At 50.2% G+C, this 25324-nt stretch carries 22 protein-coding genes and 1 tRNA gene; 20 read left to right on the top strand and 3 right to left on the bottom strand.

Going from position 1 to position 25324, the window contains the following annotated elements:
* Window positions 1–4: 4 nt before the first annotated feature.
* Both clpX and recQ read left to right on the top strand, forming a co-directional pair.
* A complete protein-coding gene (gene clpX, locus HPS55_RS11710) occupies window positions 5–1243 on the top strand; it encodes an ATP-dependent Clp protease ATP-binding subunit ClpX (RefSeq protein WP_172178508.1) in 1239 nt (412 codons plus the stop codon).
* Between the two features lie 29 nt (window positions 1244–1272).
* On the top strand, window positions 1273–3456 hold the full coding sequence (gene recQ, locus HPS55_RS11705) for a DNA helicase RecQ (protein ID WP_172178506.1): 2184 nt from the start codon (window positions 1273–1275) through the stop codon (window positions 3454–3456).
* A gap of 116 nt (window positions 3457–3572) precedes the next feature.
* On the opposite strand, the gene cmk is transcribed toward recQ, so the two are convergent.
* Complete coding sequence (cmk, locus tag HPS55_RS11700; RefSeq protein WP_172178504.1) at window positions 3573–4265, bottom strand: (d)CMP kinase; 693 nt, start codon at window positions 4263–4265, stop codon at window positions 3573–3575.
* Window positions 4266–4299: 34 nt separating this feature from the next.
* Window positions 4300–5244, bottom strand: a complete 945-nt coding sequence (gene porQ / locus HPS55_RS11695) for a type IX secretion system protein PorQ (protein WP_172178502.1) — start codon at window positions 5242–5244, stop codon at window positions 4300–4302.
* A gap of 122 nt (window positions 5245–5366) precedes the next feature.
* Between porQ and HPS55_RS11690 the strand changes: the two genes are divergently transcribed.
* The 16 genes from HPS55_RS11690 (at window position 5367) to HPS55_RS11615 (ending at window position 21453) form a co-directional block, all read left to right on the top strand.
* The gene (locus HPS55_RS11690; RefSeq protein ID WP_172178500.1) at window positions 5367–6098 is read left to right on the top strand and encodes an energy transducer TonB; all 732 of its coding nucleotides are present in this window, start codon (window positions 5367–5369) and stop codon (window positions 6096–6098) included.
* 61 nt (window positions 6099–6159) lie between these two features.
* The gene (locus HPS55_RS11685; protein ID WP_172178498.1) at window positions 6160–7134 is read left to right on the top strand and encodes a polyprenyl synthetase family protein; all 975 of its coding nucleotides are present in this window, start codon (window positions 6160–6162) and stop codon (window positions 7132–7134) included.
* A gap of 37 nt (window positions 7135–7171) precedes the next feature.
* Complete coding sequence (locus HPS55_RS11680) at window positions 7172–7942, top strand: TatD family hydrolase (protein WP_172178497.1); 771 nt, start codon at window positions 7172–7174, stop codon at window positions 7940–7942.
* A gap of 468 nt (window positions 7943–8410) precedes the next feature.
* Entirely contained in the window at window positions 8411–8935 is a 525-nt protein-coding gene (locus HPS55_RS11675) for a calycin-like domain-containing protein (protein ID WP_172178495.1), read from the top strand.
* 12 nt (window positions 8936–8947) lie between these two features.
* Window positions 8948–9604 carry an HmuY family protein gene (locus HPS55_RS11670; RefSeq protein ID WP_253945894.1) on the top strand — a complete coding sequence of 219 codons (657 nt, stop codon included), beginning with the start codon at window positions 8948–8950 and terminating at the stop codon, window positions 9602–9604.
* 6 nt (window positions 9605–9610) lie between these two features.
* Window positions 9611–11752 carry a TonB-dependent receptor gene (locus HPS55_RS11665; RefSeq protein WP_253945893.1) on the top strand — a complete coding sequence of 714 codons (2142 nt, stop codon included), beginning with the start codon at window positions 9611–9613 and terminating at the stop codon, window positions 11750–11752.
* A gap of 42 nt (window positions 11753–11794) precedes the next feature.
* The gene (locus HPS55_RS11660; RefSeq protein ID WP_172178493.1) at window positions 11795–16150 is read left to right on the top strand and encodes a cobaltochelatase subunit CobN; all 4356 of its coding nucleotides are present in this window, start codon (window positions 11795–11797) and stop codon (window positions 16148–16150) included.
* Between the two features lie 48 nt (window positions 16151–16198).
* A complete protein-coding gene (locus HPS55_RS11655; protein WP_172178491.1) occupies window positions 16199–16885 on the top strand; it encodes a hypothetical protein in 687 nt (228 codons plus the stop codon).
* 13 nt (window positions 16886–16898) lie between these two features.
* Window positions 16899–17543, top strand: coding sequence for a MotA/TolQ/ExbB proton channel family protein (locus tag HPS55_RS11650; RefSeq protein WP_172178489.1), 645 nt, complete (start codon window positions 16899–16901; stop codon window positions 17541–17543).
* Entirely contained in the window at window positions 17540–17878 is a 339-nt protein-coding gene (locus HPS55_RS11645; RefSeq protein ID WP_172178488.1) for a DUF2149 domain-containing protein, read from the top strand. The genes HPS55_RS11650 and HPS55_RS11645 overlap by 4 nt, the downstream gene beginning before the upstream one ends.
* A gap of 395 nt (window positions 17879–18273) precedes the next feature.
* A tRNA-Ser gene (locus tag HPS55_RS11640) sits at window positions 18274–18361 on the top strand.
* A 111-nt stretch (window positions 18362–18472) separates the two neighbouring features.
* Window positions 18473–19285, top strand: coding sequence for a MotA/TolQ/ExbB proton channel family protein (locus HPS55_RS11635; RefSeq protein ID WP_410543864.1), 813 nt, complete (start codon window positions 18473–18475; stop codon window positions 19283–19285).
* The gene (locus tag HPS55_RS11630; protein ID WP_253945892.1) at window positions 19260–19799 is read left to right on the top strand and encodes a hypothetical protein; all 540 of its coding nucleotides are present in this window, start codon (window positions 19260–19262) and stop codon (window positions 19797–19799) included. The genes HPS55_RS11635 and HPS55_RS11630 overlap by 26 nt, the downstream gene beginning before the upstream one ends.
* Window positions 19800–19802: 3 nt before the next feature.
* Window positions 19803–20408 carry a biopolymer transporter ExbD gene (locus HPS55_RS11625; protein WP_172178486.1) on the top strand — a complete coding sequence of 202 codons (606 nt, stop codon included), beginning with the start codon at window positions 19803–19805 and terminating at the stop codon, window positions 20406–20408.
* Window positions 20405–20866 (top strand): ExbD/TolR family protein, encoded by a 462-nt coding sequence (locus HPS55_RS11620; protein WP_172178485.1) that lies wholly within the window; start codon window positions 20405–20407, stop codon window positions 20864–20866. The genes HPS55_RS11625 and HPS55_RS11620 overlap by 4 nt, the downstream gene beginning before the upstream one ends.
* Window positions 20867–20970: 104 nt before the next feature.
* Entirely contained in the window at window positions 20971–21453 is a 483-nt protein-coding gene (locus HPS55_RS11615; protein WP_172178484.1) for an Lrp/AsnC family transcriptional regulator, read from the top strand.
* Window positions 21454–21552: 99 nt separating this feature from the next.
* Here the strand turns inward: HPS55_RS11615 and HPS55_RS11610 are convergent, their stop codons facing one another.
* Entirely contained in the window at window positions 21553–21720 is a 168-nt protein-coding gene (locus HPS55_RS11610; protein ID WP_172178483.1) for a hypothetical protein, read from the bottom strand.
* A gap of 531 nt (window positions 21721–22251) precedes the next feature.
* Here HPS55_RS11610 and guaB point away from each other — a divergent pair.
* Both guaB and HPS55_RS11600 read left to right on the top strand, forming a co-directional pair.
* A complete protein-coding gene (gene guaB, locus HPS55_RS11605) occupies window positions 22252–23739 on the top strand; it encodes an IMP dehydrogenase (RefSeq protein ID WP_172178333.1) in 1488 nt (495 codons plus the stop codon).
* A 110-nt stretch (window positions 23740–23849) separates the two neighbouring features.
* On the top strand, window positions 23850–25271 hold the full coding sequence (locus tag HPS55_RS11600) for a peptidylprolyl isomerase (protein ID WP_172178332.1): 1422 nt from the start codon (window positions 23850–23852) through the stop codon (window positions 25269–25271).
* Window positions 25272–25324: the final 53 nt, after the last annotated feature.

Genomic DNA, 25324 nt, shown 5'->3' with positions numbered 1-25324 from the left:
GGCGATGAAGAAAGTTTGTAGCTTCTGCGGACGTGGGGAGAAGGAAGTGCGCCTGCTCATCACAGGGCTTAATGGATTTATCTGTGAGGACTGTACCACACAGGCTTATCAGATAGTCCAATCCGCCATACCGGCAGCTGGTGACGTATCGGCAAAAGGGGATGATGACGGGAATTTCAATATCAAGAAAGTTCCCAAACCAAAGGATATAAAGTCATATCTCGATGAATATATCATCGGTCAGGACGAGGCCAAGCGTTTTCTTTCGGTGGCAGTCTACAACCATTACAAGCGTTTGCAACAGCCGAAGGATGACAGTGGTGTGGAGATTGAGAAGAGCAACATAATAATGGTGGGAAGCACTGGTACGGGAAAGACTCTTCTGGCCCGGACTATAGCCAAGATGCTTGATGTACCGTTTACCATTGTCGATGCGACGGTGTTCACAGAGGCCGGATATGTGGGTGAGGACGTGGAGAGCATACTTTCGCGTTTGCTTCAGGTGGCTGACTATAATGTTGCGGCTGCGGAGCGTGGTATAGTCTTCATAGACGAAATAGACAAGATAGCCCGCAAGAGCGACAATCCGTCAATAACGCGCGACGTTAGTGGTGAGGGCGTGCAGCAGGGACTGCTCAAACTGCTTGAGGGTACTATTGTCAATGTACCGCCAAAGGGCGGGCGGAAGCATCCCGATCAAGATTACATACATGTGGACACAAGGAACATACTGTTCATCTGCGGAGGAGCTTTTGACGGAATAGAGCAGAAGATAGCCCAGCGCATGAATACTCATGTTGTTGGATACAACTCGGTTCAGAATGTCCGTAAGATAGATAAAAGTGGCCTGATGCAGTATGTTTTGCCACAGGATTTGAAGTCTTTCGGACTGATACCCGAGATAATAGGCCGTCTGCCTGTTCTCACATATCTGAATCCGCTTGACAGGGAGGCTCTGGCCAGGATATTGTCGGAACCCAAAAACTCTATCATCAAGCAGTATGTCAAACTGTTTGACATGGACGGAATCAAACTTACGTTTAGTGACGAGGTTCTCAGCCTTGTGGTAGACAAGGCGGTTGAATATAAGTTGGGAGCTCGCGGACTGCGTTCGATTGTGGAGAGCATTATGATGGACGCCATGTTTGAAGTGCCGTCGAAGAAGGCCAAGACATTCAATGTTACTCTTGACTATGCCCGTAGGCAACTTGACAAATCCCACCTTCATCAGTTGGAAGCGTAACACACATAAATAATCTATATCACGATAATATGGCATATAAGGTTAATCTCACGGAATCTCTGAAGAGATATTTTGGCTTTGACAAGTTCAAAGGTGATCAGGAAGCCATAATAAGTAATGTTCTCGCTGGCAGAGACACGTTTGTGCTCATGCCCACGGGAGGTGGTAAGTCGTTATGTTATCAATTACCGTCATTGCTTATGGATGGCACTGCAATAGTAATCTCTCCGTTGATAGCCTTGATGAAGAATCAGGTAGATGTCATAAGTAATCTGTGTGGAACCGATGGAGTGGCACATTATCTTAACTCGTCGCTAAATAAGGCGGCCATCGATCAGGTTAAGAATGACATACGGGCCGGACATACTAAGTTGCTGTATGTGGCTCCGGAGTCACTGACCAAGGAGGATAATGTGGATTTCCTCAAGACTGTTAAGATTTCGTTCTATGCCATAGACGAGGCTCATTGCATATCGGAATGGGGGCACGACTTTCGGCCGGAATACCGGCGTATACGGCCTATCATAAACGGGATTGGAAAGGCTCCGGTGATAGCCCTTACCGCTACGGCTACGGACAAGGTCCGAACGGACATCAAGAAGAATCTCGGGATGCCCGATGCACAGGAATTCAAGAGTTCTTTCAACCGTCCTAACCTATATTATGAGGTGCGTCCGAAGACTAATGCTGTGGACAAAGACATTATCAAGTTCATAAAACAGCATAGTGGAAAGAGTGGTATTATTTATTGTCTCTCTCGTAAGAAAGTGGAAGAGCTTGCAGCTATTCTCCGTGCTAACGAAATAAAGGCAGCGGCGTATCATGCCGGTCTTGACTCTTCGACGCGTTCGCAGACACAAGACGACTTCCTGATGGAGAAAATAGACGTTATAGTGGCCACAATAGCTTTCGGAATGGGTATCGACAAACCGGACGTGCGTTTCGTTATACATTATGACATACCCAAGAGTCTCGAAGGATATTATCAGGAGACCGGACGTGCCGGTCGTGATGGTGGTGAGGGACTTTGTATAACGTTCTATTCTCATAAGGATTTGCAGAAACTCGACAAGTTTATGGAAGGCAAGCCTGTGGCAGAACAAGACATAGGCCGGCAGCTGCTTCAGGAGACATCGGCATATGCTGAAACCTCAGTGTGCCGTAGGAAGATGCTACTGCATTATTTTGGTGAGGTCTACGATGTGGAAAACTGCGGCAACTGCGATAACTGTCGTCATCCGAAGGAGAAGATACAGGCCGAGAAACAGTTGCTGATAGCTCTGAATGCCATTGCTGCCATCAAGGAGAACTTCCGTTCGGACTATGTTATAGATTTCATAACCGGACGTGAGACCGAGGAAATATTGGCCCACAAGCACCATACACTCGAACTGTTCGGATCTGGTGAGGATGAAGATGAGAGCATTTGGAGCCCACTCATCAGACAGGCTCTTATTGCAGGTTACATTAAAAAAGATGTAGAGAATTATGGTTTGATCAAGATAACATCGGAAGGCAAGAAATTTATAAAGAAAGTAAAGCCGTTTATGATTGTAAAGGATAAAGAATTTAACGAAGACGAAGATTTTGTATTGGAGCACGACGGTGGTACGAGTGCGCTCGATCCAATGCTAAACTCCATGTTGAGAGATTTGCGCAAGAAGGTATCAAAAAAGATGGGGCGTCCTCCATACGTGATATTTCAGGATGTGTCGCTCGAACAGATGGCTACAGACTATCCGGTAACGCTCGATGAGTTGAAAAACATTCAAGGTGTTGGTGAGGGTAAAATCAAGCAGCCTTATGCCAAGCAGTTTGTAGACCTGATAAAACGCTATTGCGACGAGAACGATATTGTGCGGCAGGCTGATTTGCGTGTGCGCACGGTAGCCAAGAAATCAGTGTTGAAGGTCAGCATAATTCAGAGCATTGACCGCCAGATAGCTCTTGATGACATTGCCAATGCCAAGGGTATAGAGTTTGAAGATCTGCTTGACGAGGTGGAGGCCATTGTTTATTCCGGTACCAAGCTCAATATTGACTATTTCCTTGAAGAAGTGATGGACGAGGATCATGTCGATGACATATATGATTATTTCCGGAATTCGGAGACCGACGATCTCGAGACTGCAATCGACGAGCTGGGAGAGGACTGTTCGGAAGATGAGATACGCCTTGTGAGGATAAAGTTCATCTCCGAGATGGCCAACTGACACGGTCAGGCGGTCCGGTTGTCTGTATATACAAATAATAATAAATGGAGAATTATGTACGGCCTTGGCGGCTGTCATAATTCTCCATTTATTTTGCCTTTTTATTCGCTTTGGGGTTATTGCTCTGTCGCCTCGTGGAATCTGTCGAGAAGCCATTGCTTCTGTTCGCTGAGAGTCATCCGGCTGTTGTCGAGCTCGATGGCATCGGCGGCCTTGGTCAGTGGTGAAACCTCACGGTGGGAGTCAATGTAGTCGCGCTCTTCCACATTGTGGAGTATACTTTCAAAGTCTGCCTCAATGCCTTTTGCCTTCAGTTCGTCATAACGGCGTTGTGCCCTTACACGTGCATTGGCAGTGACGTAAATTTTAAGTTCGGCATCGGGGAATACCGTTGTACCAATGTCACGTCCGTCCATCACAATGCCTTTCTCCTTGCCCATCCGTCTTTGTTGTTCCACGAGTGCACGACGCACAAATGGCAGGGCCGCTATATGGCTTACACGTTTTGACACCTCCATAGAGCGAATGTCCAGTTCTACGTTCTCACCATTGAGGCATGCTTCCGGCATACCTGTTGTGTTGTTGAGGCTGAACGACAGTACTATCTGTGGCATACGTTTTTCCAACTCTGCAATGTCGATATTGTTGTCTTTGTCAAAAAGTCCGTTGTGCAGTGCATATAGTGTTACGCAACGGTACATTGCCCCGGTGTCTACATAGATGTAGCCCACTTCACGGGCCAGGTCTTTGGCCATCGTACTCTTGCCGCACGATGAGAATCCGTCGATTGCGATTGTTATCTTCTTCATAAATCTTTCTTTTTTACTCCTAAAGAAAACATTATTATAATGTATATGTTACGTTAAACAGCAGTGATGTTGACGATACGTGATATTTCGCGTATGCCATTTGCATTTTGAACCGTTCGAGTTGCAGACCGGCTCCTATAGACAGGCCGGCTCCGTGGCTGCTCTCGCCTTCTTCCTCGGGCACCTTCATTTCTTTCACTCTGCGAAAGTTGTATCCTCCGGCAATATAAATGTTGCTTGTTATCATCACATCGGCACCAACTACAAAATGGTCGGCGAAGCGTCCTTCCCAGTTGTTCAGTCCGGTCATCGTTGCCGAGAAACGGAGTGGGGCATTGCCGAGTTTTTTGCTGATACCAATCTGTAGGTCGAATGGAATCTTCTCGAACTCATCATCAAACGCTTTTACCTGTCCTCCCAAATTTCGGGCCACAGCCGATATGGACAGCTCGTTTTCGGGCGAATAGTAGTTCAACCCCAAATCTACGCCAACGGCTACGGAGTTGTATCCACCGATGGCTGATGTGATGAACTTTCCTGTCACTCCACCGGCCAATTTGTCGGTCAGGGTATATGCAAACGTTCCGCCCACCATTATGTCCTTGGCTGAAAATGTTCCCGTCTGTATGTTGTCAGGTGTCATTTCTTTCATTGTCCCATAGTCCATATACTGTGCCGATACGCCCCATGTGGCTTTTTCACCGGCCATTCTCACGAACGATGCGCTTGCGGTCTTGACACCCTCCATATATGTCATGTAGTTCAGGTTGATTGATTTGTCACTTACCGAACTGATAAGTGCCGGGTTGTGGAATATCAAGGTCGGGTCGTCTTCGATTATAGTGATGTTGTCCCCGCCTAATGCTGCGGCATGTGCGCTCATGGGCAGTCGCAGAAAGTTGTAGTCTGTACGACTCTCCTGTGCCTGTGTGATGACGGGAAACAATATGAAAAGTATGGCAAAAACGACTTTTTTCATCCATTTAAACTATTTTGTCGGCAAAGATACGCCTTTTTTCAAATATCTGCGCTAATTTTGTAGCAGCAAATCGTTATATTCATGATATTATAACGCAAAATACCGGTGAATATTATAATTGGATGGAGATTAAGAAGAGTAAAAAAGCCGACTTGGAGGATAAGAGAACTGCGAGGTTTCTCTTGTCATTTGCCGTGGTGCTGACAGCTTTTTTTGTCGCTTTCGAATATTCTTCTGACGACAGTGGCACGATAGATACCGATATGAGCATGCTTGACGAACTGCATCGTAAGGATGACGATATGATACCACTTGTCCTGCCTGTCCGGTTAAAGATGCCTGAAGCCCGTAATGAAAAGTCGGTGTCCGATCGCATGAAGATTCTTGACGATGATGCAGAGATTGTAATGCCCGAGGAGAAGGGCAGCGACACCGACGGTGATGCAGACAAAATATTGGATATAGCAAAGTTTGAACCGCCGCAGCCTGATGACGCCGAGGATATGCCTCCGATTCTCAATCCCGACATTGACGACAATCCGCTCAATTTCCGTATAGTAGAGCAACTGCCAGAATATCCCGGAGGCCCTGTCGAGTTTATGAGATGGCTTACGCTCAATCTCAAATATCCCGATTCGGCCCGTCGGCGCAAGGTGCAGGGCAGGGTGATGTCACAGTTTGTCGTGGGCACCGACGGGTCCATATCCGATCTCAGGATTGTGGCACCGCTCGAACCAAACTGCGATCGTGAGGTGTTGCGTGTGCTACGGAAAATGCCGGCATGGAATGCCGGCATGCAGAATGACAGACCTTGTCGTACAATGGTGCGTATACCGGTAGTATTCAAGTTGTAGTACATTCTGTAAATTCTTCTGATAAAAACTACGATTCATAATCTATAATTCTTATAATAATATGTTTACACCCAAGGAAATTCTGGATAAAGTCAACGGGTTTATCGATGGTCTGACCTACAATCGTAAACCGGAAACAATATACGAACCCATAAAGTATGTGCTTTCCATCGGAGGGAAGCGCATTCGTCCGGTACTGATGCTGCTTGCATACAATATGTACAAGGATAATCCCGAGAGCATACTCATGCCAGCCTGTGCCCTTGAGACCTATCATAATTATACATTGTTGCACGACGACCTTATGGACAATGCCGATGTACGCCGCGGAGTGCCTACCGTACATCGCAAGTGGAATGCCAACACAGCCATTCTTTCCGGCGATTCGATGCTCGTTGTGGCCTATCAGCGCATGGCACAGTGCGATGCCGGCAAGCTCAAACCCGTTCTCGACCTTTTCACCGAGACGGCTCTCGAGATTGGAGAGGGACAGCAGTACGACATGGATTTTGAATGCCGCAACGATGTGACCGAAGATGAATATATAGAGATGATACGTCTCAAGACAAGCGTGCTTTTGGCCTGTGCCATGAAGATAGGGGCCATTTTGGCCGATGCTCCTGCCGCTGATGCCGACTTGTTGTATAAGTTTGGCGAGCAGCTTGGCCTAGCATTTCAGTTACAAGACGATCTGCTCGATGTATATGGTGATCCTAAGGTGTTTGGAAAGGCCATTGGCGGCGACATCACGTCAAATAAGAAGACGTATATGCTTATCAATGCCCTTCAGCGTGCCGACGCCTTTCAGCGTGCCGAACTCGACCGTTGGATAAATGCCCGCGAATTTGACCGTGCCGAAAAGATTGCAGCTGTTACGGATATATACAATCAACTTGGTATACGTGAAATTTGTGAGGCTCGTATAAACCATTATTTTGCCGAGAGCGAAAAATGTCTTGCTCTTGTTGCTGTGGCGGATGAACGTAAGGCGCAGCTTCGTGAGTTCATGGCCAACCTTCTGAAACGTGAGAAATAGTTTTCCTTAGGAGTCACGGAGTTAAAAAATAAAAGATATGAACTTCATTGATACCCACGCCCATCTTGACGGCACCGAATTTGACACTGATCGTGACGAAGTTGTGGCCCGTGCCCGTGAAGCCGGTGTTAGCCGTATTTTTCTGCCCGCTATCGATTTACAGTCTGTTGGCAGCGTGCTTGCCGTGTGTGCCCGTTATCCAGGCTATGCTTTTCCTATGCTTGGTCTGCATCCTGAGGAGGTCAGGGCTGATTGGCATGACGTTTTGTCGTCCATGCGCCCTATGCTTGACGACCGTTTCATCGCCATTGGCGAGGTAGGACTTGATTATTATTGGAGTCGTGAGTTTGAGCATGAGCAGCTTGAGGCTTTTGAGGAACAGGTGCGTTGGTCCGTGGAAACACGCAAACCGCTCATGATACACTGCCGCAAGGCCCAGAACGAGATGGTGGCTCTTCTGCGTCATTATGAGAATGACCTGCCCGGTGGTGTGTTCCACTGCTTCACCGGCAACGGCCGCGAGGCTGCGGAGTTGTTGCGTTTCGAACGTTTTGTGCTTGGAATCGGCGGAGTACTAACGTTCAAGAAGTCTCATCTGCCTGAAGTATTGTCCTCGGGTGTGCCGCTCGACCGTATCGTGCTCGAAACCGACAGCCCGTATATGGCTCCTGTTCCCATGCGCGGACAACGCAACGAGAGTGCTTTTGTCCTGCATGTGTTGCGTCGTCTGGCCGAGTGCTACGGTGTGAGCGATGAAACCGTTGCCGAAGTGACGTGTGCCAATGTAAACCGTGTGTTCGGGATATGATACACGCGTGGTGATGTTGCAGAATGCAAATATCGCACAAGTAGGGGCATTTGATTTGAATATGTATTTTGCCCCTACTGAGTTATGTGCCCAATACTCCCTACTTGGTGGATTATAGGTGGCCGTCCGCTACATATTCTTTTTTACGATCTTCTTCCTCGCCAACCGCAAAATCGTCTTTTGCGCTGTGTTGTCTTTCTCGTTGTGTCGCGACATGATGTTGTTTGCTTGCCGTGCAGTGCAACACCCCTGGCCCACTTTAAGGGTATGGTTTACGCATCGTTGGGAAATTTAACGCGAGTCTGGATTTTGAAGCATCCCAATTCTACGCATAATTACAATTTATTTAGGATAAAATGGTCCTCCGGTGCCGGAAAAATCGCATTTTTTAGGTATTGCGGCATTTGGCGCATTGGCGTAACTTTGCAGCGCATTTTTAAGTTATAAACCAATTTATTTTTTATAGTTATGAACAAAATTCTTAAGAGTTTGGGCCTCCTAGTGTTGGTGCTCACTGTTTTTACCACTTTTTCATGTAGTAGCGATGACGAAGACAATACTCCGGCGGCCAAGCTCGTGGCCGGCTTGTACAGCGGATGGACCAAGGGCGATTGCCAGTATTTCAAGAACCGCACGCAGAATGGTGAGAGTGTTGCCATAAGCAGCAATGACGACGGCACCATAGATGTGAAACTGACCTCGCAGATGTGGGGCGAGACAACGATTCATGGAGTGAAGGTCGAAAAGACCGGCAACGGCTTCAACCTCAGCGGCTCGGGCAAGTTCGCAATGGGCATGGGCGACAAACAGACCGATTACGACTGCAATCTCACCGGTACAATATCTGCCGACAGGAAGACTTACAGCATCGCTTTCAATATGCCTGCCGTGATGGGCGGACTGACAATCACATTCGCACAGGGAGAGGCACCTGCCGAAGAGTCGGTGGCAGGGCTTAAATTGCGGAGGTCTTTGGCCTCCGCGAACTTATAATTCGCTTAATCTATGTTTTCAAGAATTTCTCATATAGCCAAGTTTACCGGATTCATCGGGATGGTAGCCTTGTCGCTGTTGTCTGTTTCTTCTTGTGACAACATATACGACGACCTGTCGGAAATACCGTCGAACAACGACAAGGAGAACTGTTACACCAATGTCGACGCCACATCGTACACTACTTGGGTATATCTCAACTTCGCCGACGGTTCACAGACATCACTTCCATACGACAACACTGCCGACATACCGGCCGACTGGACCATCGCCCTTCATCGCTACGACATCAAGACAAATTCAGGCAGTGCCTTCCGCACCGGTTACACGTCACTCGACGAGGTGAAGACAGCAGCAAAGACGGGTACGTTTCCCATGCCCGACGCTTCGGAGTTCACTCGGGACGAGCCGTCTAAGATTACCATTGACATGTCGCACATGATGGACGGCTACATCGACTATGCCGACGCCAATATAAACAATGTAATAGGCAAGTGGCTCAACGTCGACACATCGTCGATGCCACCGGACTATGCGATGGACAGCAATGTGTATCTTGTTCGCACAAAAAGCGACAACGTGTATGCCATCCGGTTCACGGGCTACTCCAACCCATACCAAAGTAACACGAAGGGTTACATTTCGTTTGAATATGATAGGATAAAGTAAATTCTCATGAACAATATATTCGTTTCTGCCTTATTGGCAATGGCTTACTCTTCGGTTCTCGCCTCGCCTTACACCATCCGAGGCCGTGTTACCACTGCCGATGGTGAGGCTCTGTCCTACGCCTATGTGCGCGTAGAGGGCAAGCAATATGCCACACAGGCCGACAAGGACGGCTACTATACTCTGCAGTTGCCCGAGGGGCACTATGAGCTCAAGGCAAACCTACTTGGCTACCGTCCCATGTCGAAATATATAAAGGCGGCAGCCGATTCTAAGGTGGACTTCTCGCTGACAGAGGACATGATTAATCTTCATACCGTCACTGTGACGGGCACACGCACCCCGAAACTTCTTGAGAACACTCCAGTAGTCACACAGATAATCACCGCCGAAGATATAGCAAAGACCGACGCCACCAACATCAAGGACGTGCTTCTCACCGAACTGCCGGGCCTGGAGTTCACGCTCTCGATGAATCAGCAGGTGTCGCTCAACATGCAGGGACTCGGTGGCATGGCCATCCTATTCCTTGTCGACGGCGAGCGCATGGCGGGCGAGACACTCGACAACATAGACTTCCAGCGCATATCCACCGACAACATCGAGCGCATCGAGATAGTCAAAGGCGCGGCATCGGCCTTGTACGGCTCCAACTCGGTTGGCGCAGTGATAAACATCATCACCAAGAAAGCCGTCGACCCGTGGTCGCTCAACCTCAACACCCATTTCGGCTCGAAACACAATGGGCAGCGTCACGGTGGTGCGCTTGGCATAAAGTCGGGCAAATGGAATTCTCTGACCAACGTGCAGACTGACGGCACCCACACTTATACGCTCAACGGCAAGGACGAGGGCGACCGGATGACCGTATACGGCACACGCCAGTGGAACTTCAAAGAGAAATTGACATACCGGTTCAACGATCGCATGTCGCTCACAGGGCGTGCCGGCTACTACTTTCACGAGCGAAACTCGTCGGCAATAGCCAACGACCGGGCACGCGACTTCAGCGGAGGTCTGCGCTTTCTGGCCACGCTCGCGGACAAGAACCAGCTCGACATAAGTTACACGTTCGACCGTTACGACAAGAGCGACTACTACAAGGAGATAAAGAAGGACGTCATCGACTACAAGAATGTGCAGAATTCGCTGCGCGCACTCTACACGCACCATTTGCAGGACAACCTCGCACTGACTGTCGGTGGAGACGCGATGATTGATTATCTTATGACTTATCAGTTTACCGACGACGGCAACCGCAAGCAGTACACTGCCGATGCCTTCGCGCAGGCTGATTGGGCATTGTCGAAAAACTGGAACATCATTGCCGGAGCACGTGCCGACTATTTTTCCGAAACGGGTTGGAAAGTGACGCCTAAGATTGCTGCCATGTACCGCACCGGACATCTCAACATACGCGGTTCGTACTCGGGTGGTTTTCGTGCGCCCACACTCAAGGAGATGTACATGGACTTTAATATGGCCAGCATATTCAACATCTACGGCAACTCCAACCTCGGTGCAGAAAACTCGCACTCGTTCGCTCTCTCGGGTGAATATGCCAAAAGCCGTTACTCGTTTACCGCCACCGGCTACTACAACATCGTAAACAACGAGATAACAACCATCTGGGACAATAGTCTTGAGAACGGCAATGGCGCAATGGTATACCGGAACATCGAAGGCCGCGACCTCCTCGGTGTTGACGTGTCGCTCATTGTGCGCTATCCGTGCGGAATAGGCGGAAAACTCTCGTACTCCTATTTTCATGAGTACACGCGCGACGGCACGCCCAATATGTCGGACACCCGCCCGCATTCCATCACGGCACGCCTTGACTACCACAAGACGTTGCGCGACTACGAGATTGATGCAGCATTGACGGGCCGCTATCTTTCCTCTGCCAACTACCATGAGCTTCAATCGGGTCGGTACGACACATATATCAAGGCATCGTCACCAGCCTACTCCATCTGGAAGTTTACGCTCACACAACGTTTCTTCCAGGCTTGGCGACTCATAATGTCGGTGGACAACATCTTCAACTATCGTCCGCAGAAGTATGCCTACAACTCGCCGCTCAACGGCGGCACATCGTTCTCCTTAGGGGCGTCAGTGGATGTGGAGCAGATTTTCAAGAAGAAGTAACCGGAAAGCAATCCCTTTCCCGGTCATTAATAAACGAAACAAATGAAAGCAAACAACATCATCAGTAAAATCAGAACCGTGCATTGGACACGCCGCCGCATTTTCACTGTCATTGGCTGCGCTGTGCTGATTCTGTGCCTTGTGGAGTTCTACTCCATTTGGCTAAGCCGCACAAGAATAGCTTTTGTCAACTTTCAGCCCATCGCGCTGCAAGGATTCTCGCAGGCCAACGACAACCCGATGATTTCGCTCAGCGACGTGCCGGTCAAGGACATCAAGAAGCTCGGCAACTACGACATCGTGTTTGTCAACGGCATGGGACTGAACATAACAGCCGAACAGCGCGAGTATATAAAGAAACTCGCGGAAGACGGAAAACCCATCTACACGACGATGGCCACCAATCCCGACAACAACATCTCAAACCTCACCACCAATGAGATTGTCATGGTGCAGGAGTACATGATGTATGGCGGCAAGAAGAACTGCCGTTCGCTGCTGTCGTTCATACGCCACAACATAGACGGGAAGATAATTTTCACAGGTAAAGCTGAGAAACCGCAGAGCAAGCCAAACAACTATCTGTACTATCCGGCTGAGAACGGCAGCGACGACGAGCATGAGTTTCTCTCCGTTGACGAATATGAGCAGTTCATGCACAAGAACGGTCTGTGGCACGACGGGGCGCAGAAAATCATCGTCACAGGACAGATTACCGACCCGTCGGACCTTATCCTCGCCCTCGCAAAGACGGGCAGGTACAACGTCTATCCCATAGCTTCGATGACAAGGCTACGGGAATATGCCGGGAAAATACGCCCTGCAGCCATAATCAACCTCGCGCACGGACGCTTGGGCGATGATATGGTGGCATGGCTCAAGCAAACCAACACGCTGCTGTTTGATCCGCTCACCATAAACGACCTCAAGGAAAACTGGGAAGCGGACAAGCTCGGCATGGCCGGCGGCTTCATGTCGCAGAGTGTGGTAATGCCCGAAATCGACGGCGCAATACGCACATCGGCCCTCTTTGCACAGCGCAAGGACAAGAACGGGCTGCTCCGGCCTTATGCCATACCCGAACGGCTCGCAACGTTCCTACAGACTCTCGACCACTACATGGCCCTGCGCACCAAGCCCAATGTCGAGAAACGTGTGGCTGTGGTTTACTTCAAGGGGCCCGGCCAGGCATCGCTCGTGGCAAGTGGCATGGATGTGGTGCCGTCGCTTTACAATATGCTGACGCGTCTGAAAGCCGAGGGATATAGTGTTGTAGGTCTTCCGGCCACGGTATCAGAGTTTGCCGCGCAGATAAGGCAACGCGGAATGTTGTTCAACTCATTTGCCGCAGGGGATGCGGAGAAGTTCATGAAGACAGGATATCCCCAGTTTGTGACCAGGAATCAGTATGAGGCATGGACTGCGCAGTCGCTCTGCAAGGACAAGGCGGCCGAGGTGGACAAGGCGTTCGGGGCGTTTCCCGGCGACGACAACCTCTTGAAGACCGCCGACGGGCGTCTTGCTTTCGCCTGCATCAGATACGGCAACGTGGCATTGCTGCCTCAGCCGATGGCCGGCGAGGGCAAGGACGAGTTCAAGATTGTGCACGGCACCGACAAGTGTCCGCCCCACTCATACATAGCTCCTTACCTTTGGATTCAGCACGGATTCCGGGCCGACGCGCTTATCCACTTCGGAACGCACGGTTCGCTGGAGTTCACTCCGCACAAGCAGGTGGCTCTTTCCGACAAGGACTGGCCCGACCGTCTCGTGGGTGCACTGCCCCATTTCTATATATACAGCATTGACAACGTTGGTGAGGGCATGATTGCCAAACGACGCGCGTATGCCGACATCATAAGCTATCTCACTCCGCCGTTTCATGAGAGCGGACTGCGCGACACTTATCAGCAGCTTTCCAAAAAAATACGCGATTTCGATACCGCCCAAGGCGACAAGCAGCAGTTGCGCAAGGATATAAAGACACTTGCCGTGAAACTCGATCTCTGCAAGGACTTGGATATCGACACAAACCTCTTGAAACCCCTTACCGACGACGAGGTGGCACAGATAGAGAACTATGCCGAGGAGATAACCAACGAGAAGGTGACCGGCACACCATACACCATGGGCGTGCCTTACGACGACGAGGACATACGCACGTCGGTGTTTGCAATGACCACCGATCCGGTAGCCTACTGTCGCTACAACCTCGACCGCATGAAGGGGCGTGTGGGCAAACTTGGTAAGGCTGCGTTCAACGACCGTTACCTGTCTACGGCAAAGCAGACTGTGACAAGTCTTTATGACAACGAATCAGGCGTGAGCGACCGGACAATATGCGACATTGCAGGCATTAGCGATGCAGAACTGCAGCAGTCGCGCAAGGTGATAGAATGGAAAAACGCTCCCAAGGGCATGCTCGCCATGATGATGGCTATGTCAAAGAGAGATAAGGAAGCCGGGAAGGACGGCATGGCTGGAATGACGGGCAAGATGAAAAAGGCATCAGACGAAGTGCCACAGGCCAAGAACACCCCGATGGCCAAGTTCATGCGCTACCGGATGCGAAAGATGCTCGCCAAAGGCGATATGTCGCAGATGATTGACGTGGCCCGATCTGAAGAGGCTCTGAAGAAGATGGGCGCTGCAATGACCAAAAAGAAGTCTGGCGGCATGGACATGGCCGGCGGTTCGTCGAAGCCTAAGTACGACCGTAAGGAGGTGGAAATGGCTGAGGCTATAAGCCAGGTGGAGACAGCACTGAAGAATGTCGGTGCCTACCGCCGGATGCTGCACGACTGTCCACAGGCAGAACTGGCTTCTATATGCAACGCACTGAACGGCGGCTACACGGCCCCGTCGCCCGGTGGTGACCCGATAGTGAATCCCAATACCCTGCCGACCGGCCGTAACCTGTTCGCCATAAATGCAGAGGAGACTCCTACGGAGGACGCTTGGGATAAGGGCGTGGCACTTGCCAAGGCTACCATTGCCGACTACCGGAAAGCGCACAAGGGCGAGTTTCCGCGCAAGGTGAGCTACACGTTGTGGTCGGGCGAGTTCATACAGACGGGTGGGGCCACCATAGCCCAAGTGCTTTACATGCTCGGCGTTGAGCCTGTGCGCGACCGCTACGGACGTGTGAACGACTTGAAGCTCATTCCGTCGAAAGAACTCGGCCGTCCGCGCATCGACGTGGTGGTGCAGACTTCGGGCCAGCTGCGCGACCTCGCCGCCTCGCGTCTGTTCCTCATCAACCGCGCCGTGCAGATGGCGGCTGCCGCCTCTGACGACGATTTCGGCAATATGGTTAAGGACGGTGTGGACGAGTCGGAGCGTTATCTCATCGACAAAGGTGTGCCGCCGGCCGAAGCACGAGAGATTTCCAAGTACCGTGTGTTCGGCGGTGTGCAGGGTGGGTATGGCACCGGCATACAGAATATGGTAGAGAAAGGTGACTCATGGGACAACGACAAGCAGATAGCCGACCGGTACATCAGTAACATGGGGGCATTCTACGGTGACCGGGATCATTGGGAGGCTTACGCCGCCGACGCTTTCGGAGCCGCACTGACGCGCACCGACGTGGTTATGCAGCCGCGACAGAACAATACGTGGGGCGCGTTGAGTCTCGACCATGTGTATGAGTTCATGGGTGGAATGAACCTCGCTGTGCGACAGGTGACCGGCAAGGACCCCGAAGCATACTTTGCTGACTACCGCAACCGCAACGACTACCGTGTGCAGGATTCCAAAGAAGCTATCGCCGTGGAGGCACGCACAAAGTTGTTCAACGAGAAGTATGTGAAGGAGTCGCTCAAGGGCGGCGCGACGTCTGCCGACGCTTTGGCCGAGATGGTGCGCAACACATACGGCTGGAACGTTATGAAGCCGAAGGCCATATCGAAAGACATGTGGAACGAGATATACGATGTGTATGTGAAGGACAAGTACAACCTCGGTGTGCATGAGAAGATGGGGACCTCCAACCCCGCCGCCATGCAGGAGATAACCGCCACCATGATGGAGACGGCACGCAAGGGCTACTGGAAGGCCACGCCCGAGCAGCTTAAGGAGATAGCCAAGGTGCACACGGCGTTCACAAGGAAATATGGTGCGAGCGGCTCGTCGTTCGAGGGCGGCAACCGCAAGTTGCAGGACTTCATTGTAAGCAAGGCCGCTGCCGCTGCCGAGGCTTACCGCCAAGATATGCGCCGGCAACAGCAGACCGTTGCCGACCGGGACAGGAAAGGTATGGTGATGAAGAAACAGACGGTGCAGAACGGGGATCAGATGGAGAAGACGGGCTTCAACGGCCTGTATGTCGTGGTCATTGTGCTCGTGGTGTTCATCGCATTTGCAGTCATCATCCGCAACAAGCGCAAGAAACTGTAGGCAAAAGTCGCGGAGGCCGTCGGCCTCTACCTCAAATTAAACCAATATATGGAAATATTAATCTATACTCTCATTGTCTTCGTCCTCCTGGGCTGTGCCTTCAAGCTCAGCCAGTGGGGATGGACTGCGCGGATAGTCTTCGGCGCTTTGCTCGCTGCCTTTGTGGCGTGGAGCGAGCGGTATGCCGTGCAGCAGTCGAAGACGCAGCTCGCCGATTATCTCGCCAATGTCACTGCCTTGCAGAACATGGCAGTGGTGGTTACCGTCGACTCGGTGTTCTGCTTTGGCTATGCGTTCTGCCACTTCCAGGACATGTACGTCACAGATCAACAACGGGGCAGATGGTGGCTCACCATCTTGAAATGGTATCCCTCGCTGCTGGTGTTTCCAGTAACGTTCTACGCCTTTACGCAGACCTTGTTCGTTGCCGTAGGCGTTGATTTTTCCACTACGGTGTGTTTTTTTGCCATTGCCTGCCTTGTAGGGCTGCCGCTCCTTGCCGAAGGCTGCAAGTGGCCTGTGCCCGAACGTGACGGCCGCGTGGAGATGCAACTGCTATCTGGCTGCTTCGTATGCGTGCTCGGGCTGATATCCACGGAAAGCGGCAAAATAGTATACAAGGTGCAGGAGGCAACTGCCGACTGGCACATGATAGCACTGTCCGCCGGTGTGTTCGCTGTGCTGTTTGCCTTGGGAATAGTAATAGACAGAATAAAATACAGACTGAAACGATAACAAACAAAACACAATGGAAATCATATCAAAAGCCCTGTTCGGCATAGCCAACTCACTGCTCATACCGGACGTAGTACTCCTCATCGTATTCTTCTTCCGCTCCCTCATTCTCGTGGGCGGCACGTACAACAACTTCATGGTGCGGCGCAGGAATGCGCGTGTGTTTGACGAGAAAATCAAGTCGCTAACGCCCGCTGGACTTGCCGGGCTGAAGGCACTGCTACCCGAGAAGCACAACTCCGTATTCACACAGTATCTTGCCGACATCCTCGACAACGACGACACCGAGGACTACTCCGACTATATCCTGGCACGCTACGAGACTGAGGTGCAGAAGGACATCAACCTGTCGCGGCTGCTTACAAAGCTCGGTCCGGTGCTCGGTCTTGTAGGTACGCTCATATCAATGTCGCCGGCTCTCGTCGGACTGTCAACGGGCGACATCTCGGGCATGGCCTACAACATGCAGGTGGTGTTCGCATCGACCGTCGTCGGTCTTGTAATCAGTGCCGTAGGTCTGGCCACTTGCCAGCTGAAGCAGCGTTGGTATGCCAAGGACGTGAACAATCTCGACCGTGTTTGTCGCATTGTCAACAGCGTGAACAACTCTGCAAACAATAATGTGCCAATAGACCAGAAGAAGGAGGCACAGGCATGAGCAGACGCAGACATAGAGGCGGCTTTCTTGGCGAGGACGACGGCGACCCGTTAAGCGTTGTCGTAAACCTGTTCGATGTGGCTATGGTGTTTGCTGTGTCGCTCATGGTGGCCATGGTGATGCACATGAACATGACCGAAGTGTTCGGCAAGGAGGACTACACCATCGTGAAGAACCCTGGCAAGGACAATATGGAGATAATCACAAAGGAAGGAAAGGAAATAAACACCTACAAGGCTTTGGGTGAGAGTGCCGACGGGAATGGCAGGCAAGGCAAACGGCTCGGCACGGCCTACCAGCTTGAAAACGGGCAGATAATATATGTACCCGAATAAAGAAAGCACCTAACTCCTCGTTGCACATCCGGTGTCGGTGTGCAGCGAGTTTTTTAGAAAACATTTTGTGGCTTTGAAAATATGCCGGTGTGCCGTTGGAGAGAGGTGCTGGCAGCATGCTCTACACTGCGTTGTCTTATTTCTGCGAGTTGCCGTAACTCCTTTTCCCTATTATAGAACTTCATATCCGGTGTTGAATTTTCACCGCCGCGAATTTCACGGCGGTTATTTTTGCAAAGATACACCAAAGAAACGGAACAGCCAAAGAACACAGCGGTTAAAATCAGCTCAGAACAGTTACACCGACGCGGTGGCGGGGGTTAAAGAAATATAAAATTATTCCCGATATATCGTATTTCGGCAGAAAAGAGATAATTTTGCAACCGCAAACGCAGGGAGAGGTGCTCGAGTGGCTGAAGAGGCACGCCTGGAAAGCGTGTATACGTCAAAAGCGTATCGGGGGTTCGAATCCCCCTCTCTCCGCAACGTTTTTCTCAGATCCGAAGTATAACTATAATATACCCTTGTTTAGGAATGAAGAAAGTAATTGCACTTTTGGCAATTAATGTTTTACTGTTGTGCGGCCATACGGTTATGGCGCAAAACAATGTTTCGCAAGATTCCACTCAAATCATAACAAACGCGACAGACAGCCAGACGGTCGTGACGGCCTCGGAAGATTCTGCCATTAGTGCTGTCGGCTTGCCGGAAACCACTGACAGCGGAGAAGTATTACCTGAGGAGAAAGGCGGGTTTCATAATATCCTTAAAACCAAGTTCATCGAAGGTACGGCCGGTTTCATGTCACTTGTGGCCCTTGCCCTCGTGCTCGGCCTGGCGTTCTGTATAGAGCGTATCATATATCTGACACTGTCGGAAATAAATGCAAAGAAATTCATGGAAGATATTGATGCGAAGATTGCAGCCGGTGATATAGACGGAGCGAAAGACATCTGCCGCAATACTCGCGGACCGGTAGCTTCGATATGCTATCAAGGTCTGTTGCGTATTACCGAGTCGATAGAAAATATCGAGCGTTCCATAGTATCCTATGGTTCCGTGCAGGCCGCCAATCTTGAGCGCGGCTGTTCTTGGATAACACTGTTTATTTCCATTGCCCCGTCGTTGGGATTTCTCGGCACGGTGATAGGCATGGTGATGGCTTTCGACCAGATACGGATGGCCGGCGATATAAGTGCCACGATAGTGGCTTCGGGTATGAAAGTTGCCTTGATAACCACCATCTTCGGTATCATTGTGGCTCTTGTACTGCAACTGTTCTACAACTATATTATCTCGAAGATTGAGCATCTTACGTCACAGATGGAAGAGTCGTCCATTGCCGTGCTCGACATGATAATGAAATTCAAGCTCACCCACAATGAAGATGATATTCGGCAGAAATGAACAGAGGCAGTTGCCGTCTGACAGGGCATCGGGCCGTGTGCAGGCAGTGCTTGTCATAATGTCGGTGCTGCTCTTTGGCTTGTTCTATCTTGTGGGCTTTGATTTTCCTTATGATGAAGATCCGCGTTTCAATGCTCCGCTTCTTACCGATGCTGTGCTTTGGTTTTCCTATGCGTTGCTTGTTGCGGCCGTTGTTGTCACCGTGATATCCGTGATTCATGGCATACGGATGCATGCCGGTGACGACCGCTTGTCCAACGGCATACCTGCCATGCGCATTGCGTGGTGTATCGGCGTATTGCTTGCGTCAAGTCTTCTGATTACTTTTCTGTTCGGTTCTTCCGAACCTCTGATTGTAAACGGCAGACGGTTTACATCGGCATTTTGGCTAAAACTTACCGACATGTTCATCAATACATCCATTGTGCTCGGTGTCATAGCCGTCGCTGCGGTGGGTTACGGCATGTCAGGACTCAACCGCAGGTTGGGCGGTCACAATAAAAAAAAGGTTTAGCTTATGTTCAAGAACCGCCATCGGCACCATGTTCCGGCGCTTAACACCACGTCCACTTCCGACATTTCGTTCATGTTGCTGATATTCTTTCTTGTCACCACGTCGATCGAAAGCGACAAGGGCTTGCGTCAAAGACTGCCGCCGATGCCACGCGACAAGGAGCAGCCGGTTGAACAAGTTGTCAAACCGCGTAATGTGTTGCACATATCTGTCGCAGCAGACAATCGTATTACTTGTTCCGGGCGTGAAGTGACGTTAGGCGAGCTTAAGGCCGTTGTTGAAAACTTTGTGGACAACAAGGCCGACGACCCGCAGTTGCCGGAGAAGCATCTGCGCGACATACCTATGCTGGGGCGTTGTGCTGTGACCGACAGACACGTTATAGCAATACAGGTGGATCGCCAGGCCGGCTATGATGTATATTTCAAGATGCAGAACACCATAGCCGAGGCTTATATATTCTTGCGCGACCGTTTGTCGCGCAGCCGTTTCGGGCACCCATATTCCGAATGTACAGCAGAGGAGCGGGAAGCCATAGGCCGGTATTATCCGCAGCGCATATCAGAAACAGTGCCGGAATCCTCCGGCAGAGAGGAGGGCCGGCTATGAGCATGTTCGGCCGCCGCAGAAAAAAACAGATGCCCGGACTCAACATGTCGTCGATGCCCGACATGATATTTACCGTGCTGTTTTTCTTCATGATTGTCACCAACATGCGCGAGGTGCAGCTGAAAGTGGAATACAAGGTCCCGCAAGGAAAAGAACTGGAGCGGCTTACCAAGAAGTCGTCCGTCACCTACATACATATAGGACGCCCGCCGGAGTACGGCGGCAACGATTCGGAGATGTGTATACAGATGAACGACAGGTTGGTGGAGACGTCCGATATCGTGAGCTATCTCACCGAAGAACGTTCACGGATGGCTCCGGAAGACATGGCCGGAATGAGCGTATGTATCAAGGCCGACAGGGATACGCCAATGGGAATAATAATGGATGTGAAACAGGCCATACGTGAGGCCGATATTCTGAATATCGTATATTTTGCTGATAATAAGGATAAATAAAGTCAGTAAAATTTACGATTTATCATTAAAAATCAAATATTGCTTACATACTTGTTGTGAGAGTCGGAATTTTATTATACCTTTGCGCCATAAAATAAAAACAAATGGTATATCAGAAATTGGACAAACTTGACAAGCAGATTCTGCGGCTGATAGCAGGAGATGCGCGGATACCTTTTCTTGAAGTGGCACGTGCATGCAATGTGAGCGGTGCGGCCATCCATCAGAGAATACAGAAACTGACAAATCTCGGTATTCTGAAAGGTTCTTATTATGTGATAGATCCCGACAAGATAGGTTACGAGACATGTGCCTATATAGGGCTTAATCTGAAAAATCCCGAGGCATTTGATTCTGTGGTGGAAGAGTTGAAAAAGATTCCCCAGGTAGTGGAGTGTCACTATACCACAGGAGATTTTGACATGTTCATCAAGATTTACGCTACCAACAACCATCACTTGCTGAACATAATACACGACAAGTTGCAGCCTTTGGGACTGGCGCGAAGCGAGACCATCATATCGTTCAATCAAGCTATCAGCCGTCAGCTGCCGATAATGGAAATGTCGTCTGACGGTGACAGATAGACCGTGTAGGATAAATCATGTCATTCGGGTAGGGGCGTAACCTTGTTTTGCCTTAAGTGCACATTGGTGTTCAATGATTGTATAATGGACAAAGCAGGATTATGCCCCTACTTTGTCGATGGTATATACCAATGGTTCCGGAAGCATCAGACCTGTCGCCGGTATGTCTTGTCTTGGTGTATTTATTGTCGTCAGGTCTGGGACAAGCATACCGGCAAGGGTTTTGTATATGAAATCATTGTCATTATTATTCTGAAAAAAACGCATTTCTTTTTTCTCGAAATAGAAAAGCCGGGAGGCCTTCTCTGCTTTCTTGACACACCTTTTTTGCATGTCCAATCTGCCGTAAGGGCCTCCCGACACTCCCGTAAGGGCCGTTTGACGTTGCAATAAGGCCGCTGTCGCAATGCAATAACGGCCTTATTGCAACGTCAAACGGCCCTCTCTGCTTTCTTGACAAAGTCCTGCCGTCGTAACGCGCTGATTTTCAGTGCTCCCCGTTTGAGGCAAAATACGCCGTATTTGGGGCCTATGTCGGATTTTGCTCTTTGGAGGCTGCTTAACATACGTTAAAGTAAATATATTTTCAAGTTGCCGCGGCTTCCTGCGGTTATCCCTTTGCGTAATTGGAAAATCTATGGTTTCATTTGACTGACTTACCGTTTGAAAGTATTCATGAAAACAAGTTCGGAGTTAGCGTTAACTTACATTAATTAACAAAGAAATTGATGGAAATTGATATTTATGTGGATTTTTTGTGCTAAATTTGCACGCAATAATTTTTAAAGTATCATTTATATGTCATCTTTTATTGCAGATAAAATCGTAATGGACGGCTTAACGTATGATGACGTCCTTTTAATCCCCGCTTACTCAGAAGTGTTGCCCAAGACAGTCGAGTTAAGAACAAAGTTCTCTCGTAATATCGACTTGAACATACCTTTTGTTACGGCGGCAATGGATACCGTTACGGAATCGCGCATGGCCATCGCCATAGCCCGTGAGGGAGGTATAGGTGTGATTCATAAGAGCATGTCGATAGAAGATCAGGCCCGTCAGGTAGCTATTGTGAAGCGTGCGGAGAACGGTATGATTTACGATCCTGTGACCATACGTCGCGGTTCGACAGTGAAAGATGCTCTCGCCATGATGGCAGAATACCATATCGGTGGTATACCCGTGGTTGACGAAGCCAATCATCTGGTAGGTATCGTAACCAACCGCGATTTGCGTTTCGAGCGTCATTTGGACAAGACCGTTGACGAGGTGATGACAAAGGAGAACCTTGTCACCACCGACCAGCAGACCGATTTGGCCGCCGCCGCCCAGATATTGCAGGAAAACAAGATTGAGAAATTGCCCGTGGTGGACAAGGAAGGCCGCCTCGTCGGTCTTATTACATATAAGGATATAACCAAGGCTAAGGACAAACCCATGGCTTGCAAGGACAGCAAGGGGCGTCTGCGCGTGGCAGCCGGAGTGGGGGTCACGGCCGATACACTGGTGCGCATGCAGGCATTGGTCGATGCCGGTGCCGATGCCATCGTTATAGATACGGCTCACGGACATTCGAAATATGTTATCGAGAAGCTGGTCGAGGCCAAGGCCTCATTCCCTGGCGTAGACATCGTTGTGGGTAATGTGGCTACAGGCGCTGCTGCCAGGCTGTTGGCGGATAACGGTGCCGACGCCGTAAAGGTGGGTATAGGCCCTGGTTCGATCTGCACCACACGTGTGGTAGCCGGTGTCGGTGTTCCCCAGTTGAGCGCCGTTTACGATGTGTATAATGCACTTCGTGATACCGATGTCCCCCTGATAGCCGATGGCGGCCTGCGCTACTCGGGCGATGTGGTCAAGGCTCTCGCCGCCGGAGGAAGCTCGGTGATGATAGGCTCGCTTGTGGCCGGTACGGAGGAAAGCCCGGGAGAGACGATTATCTTCAACGGCCGTAAGTTCAAGAGCTATCGTGGAATGGGTTCGTTGGAGGCCATGGAACAGAAGAACGGTTCGAAGGACCGCTACTTCCAGGGCGATACGACAGAAGTGAAGAAGCTCGTGCCTGAGGGCATCGCCGGTCGTGTGCCTTACAAAGGTACTGTCCAGGAGGTGATATACCAGATGGTGGGCGGCCTGCGTTCGGGTATGGGATACTGCGGTGCAAAGACCATAGGGAATCTGCATGATGCAAAGTTCACCCGCATTACAAATGCCGGTGTGATGGAGAGTCATCCGCATGACATATCGATTACGAGTGAGGCACCCAATTATTCGCGTCCCAACGACTGATAATGCAAGAATACAAAGAAGAATGTGCGGCAGACTCCGTCGTCAAAAACGGAGTCTTACCGCACACGTCTTTCTATTATTTACAATAAAAAACAACTAAAAAGGTTCGAATGAAAAAGACATATCTGCTTGCCGCGATGCTGATGGTGTCGGGCTTTGTTTGCGCTCAGGACGATCCCACCGTGATGACCATCAACGGTCAGCCCGTTTCGCGTTCGGAATTTGAGTATTCCTACAACAAGAACAACACCGAGGGTGTGATAGACAAGAAGACAATAGACGAGTATGTGGAACTGTTTGTCAACTACAAGTTAAAAGTGGCTGCCGCTCTTGACGCACGTCTTGACACACTGACTTCGTTCAAGAAAGAGTTTGCGCAGTATCGTGACCAACAGATACGTCCTACGATAATCACCGATGCCGATGTGGAGCAGGAAGCCCGCAATATATATGAGACAACCAAGGCCGGTATAGGTGAGCGCGGACTGATACACCCTTCGCACATCTTTCTGCGTCTGGTCCAGAAAGCCCCTCAGGAAGAGATAGACAAGGCAAAGGTGCGCATAGATTCAATATATGGTGCGCTGAAGGCGGGAGCTGACTTTGCCGAGTTGGCGAAGGCTGTCTCTCAGGATTACGGTTCGGCACGTATGGGCGGCATGCTGCCATGGATAAGTCCGGGTCAGACCCTGAAAGAGTTTGAGGACAAGGCATATGCCCTGCAGCCGGGAGAGATGAGCGAGCCGTTCATATCGCCTGCAGGATATCATATCGTGCTGATGAACGAACGTAAACAGCTGGAACCGTTTGACTCGCTGAAAGCCAATATACTGCGCTACATCGAGCAGCGCAATCTTCGTGAGCAGATCATCGATCGCAAGATTGACGTACTGGCTGCGGCAGATGGTGTGTCGAAAGAGGATTTCATGAACCATCGCTCTGACTCGCTTCAGGCTGTTGACAGCGAGATGAAACACCTGATACGTGAATATCATGACGGGTTGTTGCTCTACGAGATAAGTAACCGTGAGGTGTGGGATAAGGCGTCGAAAGACGATGCTGCTTTGGCTGCTTTCTTTGCGAAGAACAGGAAAAAGTATGCCTGGGATGAGCCTCGTTTCAAGGGAATGGCTTATCATGTGAAGACAAAGGGCGATGTAAAGGCAGTGAAGAACTGTGTGAAAAAACTGGCATTCGGAGAATGGGCTGACGCTCTGCGGAAAACGTTCAACAACGACTCCATAATCCGCATACGCGTGGAAAAAGGCATATTCAAGAAAGGTGACAACGCCCTTGTGGATCGGGAGGTGTTCAAGGCCGACACTACGGTGGTGCCGATGAAAGACTATCCTATCGACGCTGTTTTCGGAAAAGTGTTGAAAAAGGGACCGGAGGACTACACCGATGTGCGCGGACTGGTGACGGCCGACTATCAGGAGATGCTTGAGAAGGAATGGGTGGCTGCGTTGCGCAAGAAGTATGCCGTTGAAGTGGACACCGAAGTATTGAAGACTGTAAATAAAAACAAATAAGGCAGAATGGGTATGACTTGCAAGATACGCATGGGGATGCTTGCGTTGCTGAC

It is taken from the genome of Xylanibacter rodentium (assembly GCF_013166575.1).
GTDB classification, from domain to species: domain Bacteria; phylum Bacteroidota; class Bacteroidia; order Bacteroidales; family Bacteroidaceae; genus Prevotella; species Prevotella rodentium.
This window is presented reverse-complemented; position numbering and strand designations above follow the sequence as displayed.